A 14,070-nucleotide genomic window follows, 5' to 3' on the forward strand; every position below is an offset into this window, starting at 1 on the left:
TCCCTGATAGATTACGCCTGCTGAGTTTCGGCGTCAGCGGCGTCGTCGGTCTCGGGCTTGCCCATCGGCATAATGATGTTCATTACAATGGCGGTAATGCCGCCGGCGGAGATGCCGGAAGCAAACACGTTCTTAATGATGTCGGGCATAAACTGCAGAATGTCCGGCTTCTGGGAAATACCCAGGCCCATGCCAAAGGAAATGGCAATAATGAACAGGGCGCGGCGATCCAGTTTTTCACGGGACAGAATACGTACACCAGCGGCGGCAATAGAGCCGAACATTACCAGAGTGGCACCACCCAATACCGGCTCGGGAATGCGCTGCACCAGAGTACTGATGGCCGGGAACAGGCCCATTACCACCAGAATACCGGCCACATAAAAGCCCACGTGGCGGCTGGCCACGCCGGTCATCTGAATCACGCCGTTATTCTGGCTGAAGGTGGATACCGGAAAGGTATTGAAGATGGAGGCCAGTGAGGAGTTAACACCATCACCCAGCACGCAGCCCTTGAGACGGCTCATGTATACAGGGCCGGATACGGGTTCGCCGGAGACTTCCGATGTGGCGGTGGTATCGCCAATGGCTTCCAGTGAGGTGATCACATACACCAGCACCAGCGGAATAAACAGGGATGCATCAAAACCCAGACCATATTGCATGGGAATGGGGAGGGCAATGGTCGGCAGGCTGCCGGACAGCGGTGCCAGCTTGCCCATATACCAGGCCAGCAGGGTGCCTGCGACCATGGCCACCAGAATGGAAGACAGCCGGATATAAGGATTACGGCTGCGATTCATCAGAATAATAATGCCAAGCACAGTACCTGCCAGAGCCAGATTTTCCAGCGAACCGAATTCACCGGCTTCCATGGCACCAAAGCCACCACCGATGGAAGTGAGGCCCAGCTGGATCAGGGTCAGGCCGATCAGGGTCACGATAATGCCGCTGACCAGCGGGGAAATAATGCGCCGGGCCAGGTGCAGAAAACGGGAAATAATCATCTCGGTAGGTGCGGCCAGCAGCGCAGTACCAAAAATCGCCGCCAGCATGGCTTCGGTGGTCACGCCGCCGTCTTTCATGGCCAGGCCACTGGCAATGATAGGACCAAGAAAGTTAAAGCTGGTGCCCTGAATGGACAGCAAACCCGTGCCCACAGGACCAAACCGTTTCATCTGAATAAATGAGGCCACACCGGTAATAAACAGCGACATACTGATGATATGGGCGGTGTCGGTAGCAGGAATGCCCAGCGCCTGACAGATGATCAGCGGAGGCGTGATTACCGCGACAAACAGGGCCAGCAGGTGCTGAATGGCGGCGAACAGAGACTGCATAAACGGCGGCTTGTCATGAAGCCGGTACACCAGATCACTCTGGTGCGAAGATTGCTGCGTGTTGGACATATTTTTTCCGGTATGTATCTACGGGTGTTGGTTTTGTTATGGTTATTTCTGGCCTGTGGTTGAAAACGCACTCGGCTGAAGGGCGCATAGGATACTGGATAAGCAGGCTGACGACCAGTAACCGGATGCAAAACGAGCATAAAATGTATGCATTTTTTGTTCGCTTTATCATCACCTGACCGAAAAGTTGGTTTACCGGGACAAAATTCGTCACTTTGCTTTTTTACTCGAATGCTACTTGTGAGCGAATGAACCACCTCGTTAAAATAGCGCTCTTTTGTGCCGGAAAGCTGCACCATGGAATTTGAATTTTTACGTGATCTGGACGGCCGCTGCCGTGCCCGGTGCGAGATGGGCCACGAGGCCTTTGGGCAATGGCTGACCGACGAGGTAACAGCGGCTGAAGCAGGATGGTTGCTGAATACCATCACTCGACTCGACGCTCAGCCCCAGGAGGAGTTTCGTAAGGTATATGCCGAATTCACGCTGGCACTGAGTGACGGCGAAGCTGAGCTGGCCGGCCACGGTCTGGCTTTTGACAGCGAGGCGCTGGAAGAGGGCATGAGCTATTACGATGACGCCCACTACGCCGGCTGCGGCCTGGACGATCTCGCCCGCCTGCTAACCCAATGGCGGGAATTTCTGACCGGCCGGTAGGCCGGTAATCAGGGATTAGGGAGCAGGGAATAGGGACTGGAAAGTCCTTATTTTTGACTAATCTCCATTCCCCAGTCCCTAATCCCCAGTCACAGCTTGACCTTCCCCCGAGTGCTTTTGATCTTGCCCCTGTGGGTTTTGCTGTCGGTACGTCTGGCTTTGGCGGCCTTGCTGGGTTTGGTGGGGCGGCGTACTTTTACCGGTCTGCCGGCTTTCTGTAACAGGGCCACCAGCGCTTCTTTGGCGGCTTCCTTATTCATCAGCTGACTGCGCTCGCTTTCCACTCTGATCAGTATCAGGCCGCTTGGCAATATCCGGTGATCCTTCATTCTGGACAGGGCTTCTTTATAGATGCCGGGCAGGCTGGGGCTGTTGGCGTAATCAAAGCGCAGCTGCACTGCAGAGTCGGTCTTGTTAACGTGCTGGCCGCCGGGGCCACCGGCCCGCATGGTAATAAACTCCAGTTCATTATCCGGGATGCTTACCCGGGCTGATATCTCCAGCATTCTCTCTTTCCTCTGCACCGTTTTGGTGCTGATTGCTTTGCTATTGCACCAGCATAACATTGTGCCTTTGCGAACATCCATGCTGATTATTGTAAGTGTTTGAATTTAAATAAATAAAAAACTGGCATAAAGCTTGTAAGTATCATCCTGACTCTTTTAACAGCGCGAGGAACACAGGATGAAAATGATTTGCGCCATTATCAAACCCTTCAAGCTTGACGATGTGCGTGCCGCTCTGGCCGCCATGGGCATAGACGGCATGACGGTAACGGAAGTGAAAGGTTTCGGCCGTCAGAAGGGCCATACCGAGCTGTATCGTGGTGCCGAGTATCAGGTGGATTTTTTGCCCAAGATCAAGCTGGAAATTGCCACTCACAGTGAAGAGGTTGAGCGGGTGATTGAAACCATTCTGGAAGCTGCCGGCACCGGCAAAATCGGCGACGGCAAAATTTTTGTGTATGACCTGCTGCAAACGGTACGTATTCGCACCGGCGAGCGGGACATGGATGCCATTTAAGGGGATTTGTCATGGATGCATTAACCGAAGTGAAGTTTGCCCTCGATACTTTTTACTTTCTGATGTCGGGTGTGCTGGTGATGTGGATGGCAGCGGGGTTTGCCATGCTGGAAGCCGGTCTGGTACGGGCCAAAAACACCACCGAAATACTGACCAAAAACATACTGCTGTTTGCCATTGCCTGCACCATGTATCTGCTGGTGGGCTATTACATCATGTATGTCAATAACGCTGAAGGCGGTGTCATGCCAAGCTTAGGCGGCCTGATTGGCAATGTGGCTGAAGGCGCGGATCATGCCCTTGAGTCTGATTTTTTCTTTCAGGTGGTATTTGTCGCAACCGCCATGTCCATTGTTTCCGGTGCCGTGGCCGAGCGCATGAAATTATGGGCCTTTCTTGCCTTCAGCGTCGTTATGACCGGCTTTATCTATCCGGTAGAAGGCTACTGGACCTGGGGCGGCGGTTTTCTTTCAGAGTGGGGGTTCACTGACTTCGCCGGCAGCGGTATTGTGCACCTGGCCGGTGCGGCGGCAGCTCTGGCAGGTGTGCTGCTGCTGGGTGCGCGTAAAGGCAAATATGGCAAGCATGGCGAAGTGCACCCCATTCCCGGCTCCAACATGCCGCTGGCGACCCTAGGGACTTTTATCTTATGGATGGGCTGGTTTGGTTTTAACGGTGGATCTCAGCTGCTGGTGTCTGATGTCGAGAACGCCACCGCCGTAGCCAAAATCTTTGTGAACACCAACGCCGCTGCCGCTACCGGTGCCATTGGTGCGCTGCTGGTCACCAAGCTGACCTGGGGCAAGGCCGATCTTACCATGATCCTCAACGGTGCCCTGGCGGGCCTGGTTGCAATTACCGCCGATCCCTTATCGCCCGGACACTTGTGGGCAGCCTGCATCGGTTTGCTGGCCGGCGTGCTGGTGGTGTATGCCATTGTCGGGCTGGACCGGTTGCGTATTGACGACCCCGTGGGTGCCATATCTGTTCATGGTGTATGCGGTATGCTGGGCCTGATGCTGGTGCCGGTGGCCAATGGTGAGGCCAGTTTCCTTGTTCAGCTGGCAGGCATACTGGTGATTGGCGGCTGGTCTTTTGTAATGAGTTTGCTGGTCTGGTTCGGGCTCAAGCGCACCATGGGCATTCGTGTTGGAGAGGAAGAAGAGCTGTCGGGCATGGATCAAATTGACTGTGGCATTGATGCCTATCCTGAGTTTGTGACGCTCAAGCCCCGTTAATGCCTTTACGTCACGAGGCAGTTTGTCTTGTTTTTGAGGAGCTTCGGCTCCTCTTTTTTGATCCGCTGCAAAAGATCGTATTGCAGATGAAAATTTTTCTTATTTCAATACGCTTTGGTAGTTGATTCCCGTTATGCTCTCTGTATACTTCTAAACGTTAATTATTCTCAGTCAACCAAATGGAACTGTGTATGACCAAAAAGTTTGTTCTCTCTGCCGCCGCTTTACTGGCATCCAGCTTTACTGCTCAGGCCTTTGCTGAAGAAGTGAACGTTTACTCCAACCGTCAGGAATTCCTGATCAAGCCCATTCTGGATACCTTTACCGAGGAAACCGGTATTGATGTGAATGTGGTGTTTATGAAAGACGGCCTGGGTGAGCGACTGGAGCGGGAAGGACGACTGTCTCCGGCGGATCTGGTACTGACGGTGGATGTCAGCCGCCTGATGGAAGTAGTGAATGCCGATCTTACACAGCCGGTACAAAGCGATGTGCTGGAAGAGAGTATTCCGGCCCAGTATCGTGATGCCGGTGGCAGCTGGTATGCCCTTACTACGCGTGCCCGCGCCATTTACAGTTCGGTTGACCGGGTAGGCAAGCGTGATGACATCACCTACGAAGAGCTGGCGGATCCCAAGTATAAAGGGAAAATCTGTACCCGCAGCGGCAAGCATCCCTACAATGTGGCGCTGACTGCCTCCATGATTGCCGAGCACGGTACCGAATACACCAAAAACTGGCTGCAGGGCCTGAAAGACAACCTGGCACGCAAGCCTCAGGGTGGTGACCGCGATCAGATCAAGGCCATTCATGATGGCGTGTGCGATTATGCCCTGGGCAACAGCTATTACTATGGCGTTATGCTGACCAACGACGATCAGCGTGAGGCGGCCGAGTCGGTTTATATCAACTTCCCCAATCAGGATGGTCGCGGCACGCATGTGAACATCTCTGCGGTAGCCATGGCCAAGCATGCCAAGAACAAGGACGCCGCTCTTAAATTGATGGAATTCCTGGCCGGTGATGAAGCCCAGCACCTGTATGCTTCTGCCAACCATGAGTATCCGGTTAAGCCGGGTGTGGAACCGTCCGAGCTGGTAAAAGGCTGGGGTGACTTCAAATCCGATACTCTGCCGCTGGCCGATGTGGCCAAACATGCCAAAGACGCGATCAAGCTGGTAGACGAAGTGAAATACGATCTGTAAAAAGACGGGGGTAGATTCCCCCGCTTTGAGTAGTAAATGAAAAGACATGGTTGGACGGTCAGTAGCTGGGTCATTGCCCTGATACTGACCTTGCCGGTTCTGGCATTGGTTATTGAAGCCCTGTTGCCCGCAGAAGACATCTTCCGTCATCTGTGGGCTTCTGTGCTTCCTGCTTATATTGGCAATACTTTCTGGCTGGTGCTGCTGGTCATGGGGCTCAGTCTGTTATTTGGTCTGCCTGCGGCCTGGCTGATGGCCATGTGCGAGCTGCCCGGCAAGCGCATACTGCAATGGGCACTGATATTGCCTCTGGCCATGCCTTCCTACATTGTCGCCTTTGTTTACACCGATTTGCTCGATTATTCAGGGCCGGTACAGCAGGTCCTTCGAACCTGGTTTGGCTGGCAGTCGGCCACTGACTATTTCTTTCCTCCCATTCGCACCCTGGGGGGCGCTGCCCTGGTGATGGGGCTGGTGCTTTATCCTTATGTTTATCTGCTGGGGCGCACCGCCTTTCTGGAGCAGTCTACCAGTCTTATTCAGTCCAGCCGGCTGCTGGGGTGCACGCCCTGGCAAAGTTTTCGGCGGGTCAGTCTGCCGCTGGCTCGCCCTGCGCTGGCGGTAGGGTTGTCGCTGGTGGCAATGGAAACCCTGGCTGAATTCGGTACCGTGAATTTCTTTGCGGTCAATACTCTGACCACAGCGGTATACGACACCTGGCTGGGCTACGGCAGTCTGCAGGCGGCAGCCAAGATCTCCGCCATTATGCTGCTGGTGGTGGTGCTGTTGCTGAGCATGGAGCGCATGAGCCGCAAGCGTCAGCAGGTATTTCAGAAAAGCATGGGCCACGAGCAGGACAGCGGCTACCGGCTTGCCGGAGGTCGCAAGTGGGCAGCGCTGGCGTTTTGCTGGAGCCTGGTGGGGCTGGGCTTTTTACTGCCCTTTGGTATTTTGTGTTATCACGCCGTGCGTTATTTTGATCAGGCTTGGAACAGCCGTTTCTTTGAATACAGCCTGAACAGTCTGGTGCTGTCTGTGGTGGTGGCTGTGCTGGCGCTGATGGTAGCGCTGCTGCTGGGCATGACTCACCGTTTAAAAGGTAAACGCTACACTGTGCTGCCCATGCGGCTGGCGTCCATGGGCTACGCGCTGCCGGGCACAGTGCTGGCCATTGGTGTGCTGGTACCACTGACCATGCTGGACTTTGCCATTAACGATATGGCGCTGTGGTTTAATCTGCCTGAGCCGGGCCTGTTGCTCACCGGCACCATGACGGCCATCGCCTTTGGTTATCTGGTGCGTTTCGGCGCCATGGCCATCGGTGCGGTAGAAAGCAGCCTGAACAAGGTGTCTCCGTCTCTGGACATGGTAACCCAGACCATGGGCTACGGCCCGGCAGCCATGATCAAGCGTGTGCATCTGCCACTGATCCGCAAGGGCATGCTGGCCGGCGCCCTGCTGGTCTTTATTGAATGCATGAAAGAGCTGCCGGCAGCCCTGCTGCTGCGCCCCTTTAACTTTCAGACACTGGCCACTTATGTCTATCAGTTTGTGTCCGACGAGCAGCTGGAGCTGGGGGCGCTGCCCGCTATCGTGATTGTGCTGGTAGGCCTGATACCGCTGATTTTTCTCAACCGTTCACTGGAGCAACATCACTGATGGCGGCACTGACTATTCACGACATTTGTTGCAGTTATAACGGCAAGCCGGTGCTTGATGGCCTGTCGCTTAATGTGGAACGTAATGAGATCATGTGTCTGCTGGGTGCCAGCGGCTGCGGCAAGACCACACTATTGAAAGCCGTAGCCGGCTTGCTGCCGGTCACCCAGGGTGAAATTACCATTAATGATCAGCAGGTCAATGGCGGCGGTCAGGCGACGGTGCCGGAGCAGCGCAATATCGGCATGATTTTTCAGGATTATGCGCTGTTTCCTCATCTTGATGTGGCGCAAAACGTTGCTTTTGGTCTGCAAAGCAAAGAAAGCAACAAGGCGCTCATTCAGCGCCGGGTCAAGGAAGTGCTGGCGCTGGTTAATCTGGCCGGACTTGGTGATCGTTATCCGCATCAGCTTTCCGGCGGTCAGCAGCAGCGGGTGGCCATTGCCCGGGCATTAATCTGCCAGCCCCAGCTGATGCTGCTGGATGAGCCATTTTCCAATATCGACACTCAGGTGCGTATGCGTCTGATTGGAGAAATACGCACCCTGCTGAAAGAGCAGGGCATCAGTGCCATCTTTGTGACTCACAGCAAGGAAGAAGCCTTTGCTTTCTCCGACAAGCTGGCGCTGTTCCGGGAAGGGCAAATTGAGCAGGTGGGCCGGCCGCAAACCCTGTATCAGCATCCGCAAACGCCCTTTGTGGCCGACTTTCTCGGCCAGAGTAACTATGTTCCGGCCACGGTGCATAACCGCCATACCCTGGTTACTCCCATCGGTCCCATTGAAAGCCAGGTGGAGCTTGATGCCGAGCCAGGCAGTGAAGGCCGTTTGCTGCTGCGTCCGCGCCAGATACAACTGACCGAGCATGAACAGGGCAATGGCCGCGTGCTGGAGCAGCAGTTTCTTGGTGCCCATACCCGCTGCCTGGTGGAATGCCATGGGCTGACCCTTGAAGTAAGTATTAACGAGCCGCTGCCTGCTGTCAGCCGGGTACAGGTAAGTGTAACCCCACATGCTCTGACCTTTTTTTCTGAACAAGCCCAGCGCCGGCAGGCAGTCGCTTAACTGCGGGAATGGGGATTAGGGACTGTAACCCAGTCCCTAATCCCTGTTTTTGTTGTTATATTAGGCTCTTTCGAAGTAACGGATAAGCCATCATGAAAGCACAAGCCGGCATTTGTGCCGAACCCAATCTGCATGCCCATTACCTGTTCCTGAATATAGTGCCGGGCAGTCACGCTGCCGTAACAGCCGCGCTGGCCCGGCTGCCCGCCTTGTGGCGTGAGCTGGAAAGCAGCTATGCCGACGCCGCTTTTTCCGGCCTGGTAGCCATTGGTAATCGGGTCTGGGATAACCTCTATCCTGATGCCCGCCCGCCCGAACTGACCGCCTTTCCCGCGCAGGGAGACGCTGCACCGGAAACTCCGGCCGATCTCTTTGTACAATTGCGAGCCGACCGGCTGGATGTGGCCTATATCGGCGTTCAGCGGGTAATGGCGCTGCTGGCCGGGCTGGTGAACGTGCAGGACGAGCGCCAGGGCTTCCGTTATCTCGACTGTCGCGATATGACCGGCTTTGTGGACGGCACCGAAAACCCGCAAGGCGAAGACAGAGCCAGCGTGGCACTGCTGGCTGATGGCCCCTTTGCCGGCGGCAGCTATGTGCATGTGCAGCGTTTTCATCACCGTATGAACCGCTGGCAAAAGCTGAGCCTGTCGTCGCAGGAAGCCATTTATGGCCGCACCAAGGCCGACAATATTGAATTTGCTTCCTCCGACAAGGCACCCACCGCCCATACCAGGCGCACCAGTCTGAAAGACGAAACGGGCCGCAGCATGGAAATTCTGCGCCAGAGCATGCCCTGGGGCAGCGCCACCGAGCAGGGGCTGGTATTTATTTCCTGTTGCAATACGCCGCGCCACTTTACCGCCATGCTGGAAAGCATGTACCGCAAAGACAACAACGGCCATTTTGATCATTTAACGTTGTTTACTGAGGCCAAAACCGGCGCGGCGTTTTTCGCGCCGTCGGAAGACTGGCTGGAACGGGCAGGGGACTGAACTGCAGCTGAAAGCTGTCAGCCCGAAGCTGGAAGCAACCCGTCTGGCAATTAAGTCAGTAACCAGAACTTATGGTGTGGCTTGAGATGAATAAAAACGGCGCTATACAAAAGCAACCGCTTATTCTTTCTGGCTTCCAGCTTCCAGCTCGCCGCAGGCGTCAGACGTATTGCTCGAACAGCTCCAGCACACTCTGGTGCAGCTCTTCGATGGGGGTTTCCATGGTGGGCGTGATGAAGATGGTGTCATCGCCGGCAATGGTGCCGAGAATGCCTTCGGCCCGGCCCAGAGAGTCGAGCATGCGGGCAATCAGCTGGGCTGCGCCCGGGCTGGTGTGGATCACGATCAGCGCACTGTTATGGCCCACGTCCAGCACCAGGTTCTTCAGCTGGCTGCTGGAAGTAGGCACGCCCAGCTCCACCGGCAGGCAATAGACCATTTCCATCTTGGCATTGCGGGTGCGCACAGCGCCGAACTTGCTCAGCATGCGCGACACCTTGGACTGGTTAATGTTTTCAAACCCCAGCTCCTGCAGGGCATTAACGATTTCCGCCTGAGAGCCGAAACGCTCCTCTTTCAGCAGCGCCTTGAACGCCTTGACCAGCTGTTCCTGTTTTTCGTTCATTTTTTGCAGTCGACCAAGCGTGAGTGAATGGGGCATATTGTCTATCCGTTATAGGGTTTTATCAAGGAATAGTCATTTATCTTGCATAAAGATGCAAAATTAGCTTGCATTAACAATATTGCAAAATAAAATCAGCCAAAGACTCTGACGAATGAAGTGAATATAGCGCATGGGCATAGAATTCAGCGGCATAAACAAGTCCTGGTCTGGTCAGGAAATTTTAAGCCAGGTTTCGCTGCAATGCGATGCTGGAGAGACATTAGTGCTGCTTGGCCCTAGTGGAGCAGGAAAAAGCTCTTTGCTTCGGCTGATGAACCTGCTGGATATTCCGGACTCCGGCACTTTGGCGATTGCCGGCGAGCAGTTCAGCTTTCCTGCCGATAACAATGGCAGGCTGTCAAAGCGGGCGCAGCTGCTGCGAAGCAAGGTGGGCATGGTGTTTCAGCAATATCACCTCTGGCCACACCTCACGGTAGAGCAAAACCTGCTGGAAGCGCCCTGCAAGGTATTGGGCATGAGCAAGGCAGAGGCTCAGCAAAAAGCGGTGCAACTGCTGACGCAGTTAAAGCTGGCCGACAAGCGCCATGCCTGGCCCGGTGCGCTTTCCGGCGGGCAGCAGCAACGGGTGGCCATTGCCCGGGCGCTGATGATGAACCCCGGTGTCTTGTTGTTTGACGAGCCTACGGCTGCGCTGGATCCGGAAATTACCAAAGAAGTGGCCGAGATCATTTTACAGCTGGGTAAAACCGGCATTACTCAGGTTATAGTGACCCACGAAGTGAATTTTGCCCGCCGGGTAGCCACCAGGGTGGCCTATCTCGAGCAGGGTAAGCTGGTGGAATACGGCGATGCCGGCTTGCTTGACCATCCTCAGACCCAGCGTCTGGCGGAATTTCTGACTCATTAATAAGGACATACTCATGAAAAAGACCCTGTTGTCTGTTGCCCTGCTGGCCACCTTTGGCAGTACTGCTGCTCTGGCCGATGAAGTAAAGTTTGTGACCAACGCCGCTTACCCTCCCTTTGAGTTTGTTGATGACAACAACGAAATGCAGGGCTTTGACATTGAGCTGGCCAAGGCCCTGTGTGAGGTGGCGGAGCTGGAGTGCAGCTTTCACAATCAGGCCTTTGACAGCCTGATCCCTAGCCTCAAGTTCAAGCGTTATCATGCTGCCATTGCCGCCATGGACATCACCCCCGAGCGTGCCGAGCAGGTAGACTTCAGTGATATTTATTACGAAAACTCCGCGGTATTTGTGGCCCCGAATGACAAGTTCAGCAGCATTGATGAGCTGAAAGGCCTGACCGTGGGGGTGCAGAACGGCACTTCCCACCAGAAATACATTCAGGACAAGCTGGAAGGTGAAGGCCTGAAGCCGCGCCCTTACCAGAGTGTGCAGGACGGTCTGCTGGACATGACCAACGGCCGCATTGAAGCCGTGTTTGCCGATACTGCCGTGGTAGGCGACTGGCTGGGCAAAAACACCGGCTATGAAGTGGTGGGCGAGGCGGTGACCGACGACAACTACTTCGGCACCGGTTTTGGTATTGCCGTGACCAAGGGCAATCAGGAACTGCTGAACAAGCTGAACCAGGGCCTGGCCGAGCTGAAGGAAAACGGCACCTACGACCGCCTCTACAGCAAGTACTTCCCCAAATAAGATGATGAATCATTTATTGAATGCCGGCCTGATGACCCTCGGGCTGGCATTGGTATCGCTGGCGGTGGGCATGGTGCTCGCCGTTTTGCTGTGCGGTGCCGAGATAAGTCGCTGGCGGCTGCTTCGGCTGCCGGCCTTTGCTCTGACAACCGTGCTCAGAGGCCTGCCGGAAATTCTGGTGGTGTTCTTTATTTACTTCGGCTCGACTCAGGTATTGTTCCTGTTAACCGGTGAATATATTGAATTCAGCCCCTTCTGGTGCGGTGTCACCGCGCTGTCGTTGCTGTTTGCGGCTTATGCCGCGCAAACCCTGCGAGGGGCGTTCAATGCGGTTTCCCGGGGCCAGCGTCAGGCGGCGCAGGCACTGGGGTTACCCGCGCTTTACAGTTTTTTTTATATCGTGCTGCCGCAAACCTGGCGGCATGCACTGCCCGGCCTCAGCAACCAGTGGCTGGTGCTGCTGAAAGACACGGCGCTGGTATCCCTGATTGGCGTGCATGATCTCATGCATCAGGCCAAATCGGCGGCGGCCAGCACCTACGAGCCTTTTACCTGGTATGCGCTGGCGGCCCTGATTTATCTGGCCATTACTTTGGTCAGCCAGCAGGGGCTGAAACGGCTGCAGGCGAGGGTAACCCGCTATGACTAAATTACTGGATTACGGCCTGACCCTGCTGGAAGGTCTGCAGATCACCCTGCTGATCACCGGTGCCGGTTTATTGCTGGGGCTGGTCATTGCCCTGGTGCTGACCTGGGTGCTGGACAAGCGGGTGCCGCTTGCCCACTGGCTGGCAGAAGGCTACTTGCTGCTGATCACCGGCACACCGCTGCTGGTGCAGATTTTTCTGATCTATTACGGACCGGCCCAGTTTGATTGGATCAAGCAAAGCTGGGCCTGGACCTATTTGCGTGAGCCCATGTTCTGCGCCATTCTGGCCCTGGGCATGAATGCCGGCGCCTATACCTGCCGGCTGTTCAAAGGCGCGCTGGATGCGGTGCCGAAAGGGGAAACCCTGGCCTGCCGGGCGCTGGGCATGAATGAATGGCAGACCTTAAGCGTCAAGCTGCGCCATGCCATGCGCCGGGTGATCCCGGCCTATTCCAATGAAGTGGTGCTGGTACTGAAGGGCAGCTCGCTGGCCAGTACCATCTCCATTATGGACATAATGGGTCTGGCCCAGCGCATCAACGGTCAGACCTACGACACCCTGGCGGTGTTCGGCGTGGCCGGTGCCATCTATCTGCTGATGAACAGCCTGCTGACCTGGTTGTTCCGCCTGCTGGAACAGCGCGCGCTGGCGTTTCAGCAGCAGGGGTAACGCGTGTCGGCGTAGCACAACCGCGCTGCTGTTGCGTGCTGCGTTGGCTCACAGAACCATAACATTTGATTGGCCTGGGCATTGTGTTTGAACGGCTGTTTCGCTATTTTGCTAAAGCCCAGGAAACGTATAACTATTCAATTATAAACGGAGTTCAGTTATGAAAGTTGCCGTACTAGGAGCTGCCGGTGGTATCGGTCAGGCTCTCGCCCTGCTGTTGAAGAACAACCTGCCTGCCGGCTCTGAACTGAGCCTGTACGATATTGCTCCCGTCACTCCCGGTGTAGCCGCCGATCTGAGCCACATTCCTACCGCTGTTAACGTGGTTGGTTTTGGTGGTGAAGATCCCACTCCGGCCCTGACCGGTGCCGACATTGTGCTGATCTCTGCCGGTGTAGCCCGTAAGCCGGGCATGGATCGTGCCGACCTGTTCAACGTGAACGCCGGCATTGTGAAAAACCTGATTGAAAAAGCCGCGGCTGCCTGCCCCAAAGCCTGCATCGGCATCATCACCAACCCGGTGAACACCACGGTTCCCATCGCTGCCGAAGTACTGAAAAAAGCCGGCATCTACGACAAGAACAAGCTGTTCGGTATCACTACTCTGGACGTGATCCGTGCCGAGACCTTTGTGGCGGAAGCCAAGGGCCTGAATGTGGCCGACGTCAAGGTTCCCGTAATCGGTGGCCACAGCGGCGTGACCATACTGCCGCTGCTGTCTCAGGTGGAAGGCGCTTCCTTCTCCGACGAAGAAATCGAGAAACTGACCTACCGCATTCAGAACGCCGGTACCGAAGTGGTTGAAGCCAAGGCCGGTGGCGGCTCCGCTACTCTGTCCATGGGTCAGGCAGCCTGCCGTTTCGCGCTGTCTCTGGTGAAAGCCATGCAGGGTGAAGCCAACGTGGTTGAGTGCACCTATGTAGACGGCGGCAGCGAACACGCCCAGTTCTTCGCCCAGCCAGTACTGCTCGGCAAGAACGGCGTAGAAAAAGTTCTGCCTTACGGCGAACTCAGCGCGTTTGAAAAGTCTGCAATGGACGGCATGCTGGAAACCCTGCGTGGCGACATTGAGAAAGGTGTGGAGTTCGTTAACCAGTAAGGTTTACGGGTTAAACACTAAAAAGGGAGCTTCGGCTCCCTTTTTTTGTTTTGGGAGTGGGGACTGGGGATTAGGGAATGGGGGGGGACAACCTCCCGCTTTTCTACAAGCATGGC

Annotated in this window: 15 protein-coding genes; 12 read left to right on the forward strand and 3 right to left on the reverse strand. The window is 55.3% G+C overall.

From position 1 onward, the window contains the following. Positions 1-11: 11 nt before the first annotated feature. Entirely contained in the window at positions 12-1,409 is a 1,398-nt protein-coding gene (locus N2M06_RS03285; protein ID WP_019933146.1) for a uracil-xanthine permease family protein, read from the reverse strand. A gap of 297 nt (positions 1,410-1,706) precedes the next feature. Here N2M06_RS03285 and N2M06_RS03290 point away from each other — a divergent pair, with 297 nt between their 5' ends. Then, a complete protein-coding gene (locus N2M06_RS03290; protein WP_346351584.1) occupies positions 1,707-2,066 on the forward strand; it encodes a YacL family protein in 360 nt (119 codons plus the stop codon). A gap of 89 nt (positions 2,067-2,155) precedes the next feature. Here the strand turns inward: N2M06_RS03290 and arfB are convergent, their stop codons facing one another. Continuing rightward, positions 2,156-2,572: an alternative ribosome rescue aminoacyl-tRNA hydrolase ArfB gene (gene arfB / locus N2M06_RS03295; RefSeq protein ID WP_019933148.1), complete on the reverse strand. Its 417-nt coding sequence runs from the start codon at positions 2,570-2,572 to the stop codon at positions 2,156-2,158. A gap of 178 nt (positions 2,573-2,750) precedes the next feature. Here arfB and N2M06_RS03300 point away from each other — a divergent pair, with 178 nt between their 5' ends. From N2M06_RS03300 to N2M06_RS03325, 6 genes are all read left to right on the forward strand, one after another. Continuing rightward, the gene (locus N2M06_RS03300) at positions 2,751-3,089 is read left to right on the forward strand and encodes a P-II family nitrogen regulator (RefSeq protein WP_019933149.1); all 339 of its coding nucleotides are present in this window, start codon (positions 2,751-2,753) and stop codon (positions 3,087-3,089) included. Positions 3,090-3,100: 11 nt separating this feature from the next. Further along, complete coding sequence (locus N2M06_RS03305) at positions 3,101-4,327, forward strand: ammonium transporter (protein ID WP_019933150.1); 1,227 nt, start codon at positions 3,101-3,103, stop codon at positions 4,325-4,327. A 191-nt stretch (positions 4,328-4,518) separates the two neighbouring features. Next, on the forward strand, positions 4,519-5,532 hold the full coding sequence (locus tag N2M06_RS03310) for a Fe(3+) ABC transporter substrate-binding protein (RefSeq protein ID WP_019933151.1): 1,014 nt from the start codon (positions 4,519-4,521) through the stop codon (positions 5,530-5,532). A 36-nt stretch (positions 5,533-5,568) separates the two neighbouring features. Then, positions 5,569-7,191, forward strand: coding sequence for an iron ABC transporter permease (locus N2M06_RS03315; protein WP_317074462.1), 1,623 nt, complete (start codon positions 5,569-5,571; stop codon positions 7,189-7,191). Continuing rightward, positions 7,191-8,255, forward strand: a complete 1,065-nt coding sequence (locus N2M06_RS03320; protein ID WP_317074463.1) for an ABC transporter ATP-binding protein — start codon at positions 7,191-7,193, stop codon at positions 8,253-8,255. The genes N2M06_RS03315 and N2M06_RS03320 overlap by 1 nt, the downstream gene beginning before the upstream one ends. Before the next feature lie 92 nt (positions 8,256-8,347). Next, on the forward strand, positions 8,348-9,250 hold the full coding sequence (locus N2M06_RS03325; protein ID WP_346351585.1) for a Dyp-type peroxidase: 903 nt from the start codon (positions 8,348-8,350) through the stop codon (positions 9,248-9,250). Between the two features lie 160 nt (positions 9,251-9,410). Here the strand turns inward: N2M06_RS03325 and argR are convergent, their stop codons facing one another. Beyond that, complete coding sequence (argR, locus tag N2M06_RS03330; protein ID WP_019933155.1) at positions 9,411-9,911, reverse strand: transcriptional regulator ArgR; 501 nt, start codon at positions 9,909-9,911, stop codon at positions 9,411-9,413. A 133-nt stretch (positions 9,912-10,044) separates the two neighbouring features. Here argR and N2M06_RS03335 point away from each other — a divergent pair, with 133 nt between their 5' ends. From N2M06_RS03335 to mdh, 5 genes are all read left to right on the forward strand, one after another. Then, positions 10,045-10,782 (forward strand): ATP-binding cassette domain-containing protein, encoded by a 738-nt coding sequence (locus N2M06_RS03335; RefSeq protein ID WP_346351586.1) that lies wholly within the window; start codon positions 10,045-10,047, stop codon positions 10,780-10,782. A gap of 13 nt (positions 10,783-10,795) precedes the next feature. Then, positions 10,796-11,536, forward strand: coding sequence for a transporter substrate-binding domain-containing protein (locus N2M06_RS03340; RefSeq protein WP_019933157.1), 741 nt, complete (start codon positions 10,796-10,798; stop codon positions 11,534-11,536). 1 nt (position 11,537) lies between these two features. After that, positions 11,538-12,185: an arginine ABC transporter permease ArtQ gene (gene artQ / locus N2M06_RS03345; protein WP_346351587.1), complete on the forward strand. Its 648-nt coding sequence runs from the start codon at positions 11,538-11,540 to the stop codon at positions 12,183-12,185. Continuing rightward, entirely contained in the window at positions 12,178-12,855 is a 678-nt protein-coding gene (gene artM / locus N2M06_RS03350) for an arginine ABC transporter permease ArtM (RefSeq protein WP_019933159.1), read from the forward strand. The genes artQ and artM overlap by 8 nt, the downstream gene beginning before the upstream one ends. A gap of 160 nt (positions 12,856-13,015) precedes the next feature. Further along, complete coding sequence (mdh, locus tag N2M06_RS03355; protein WP_019933161.1) at positions 13,016-13,954, forward strand: malate dehydrogenase; 939 nt, start codon at positions 13,016-13,018, stop codon at positions 13,952-13,954. Positions 13,955-14,070 lie beyond the last annotated feature (116 nt).

Source organism: Oceanimonas sp. AH20CE76 (genome assembly GCF_039654065.1).
Taxonomy (GTDB): Bacteria; Pseudomonadota; Gammaproteobacteria; order Enterobacterales; family Aeromonadaceae; genus Oceanimonas; species Oceanimonas smirnovii.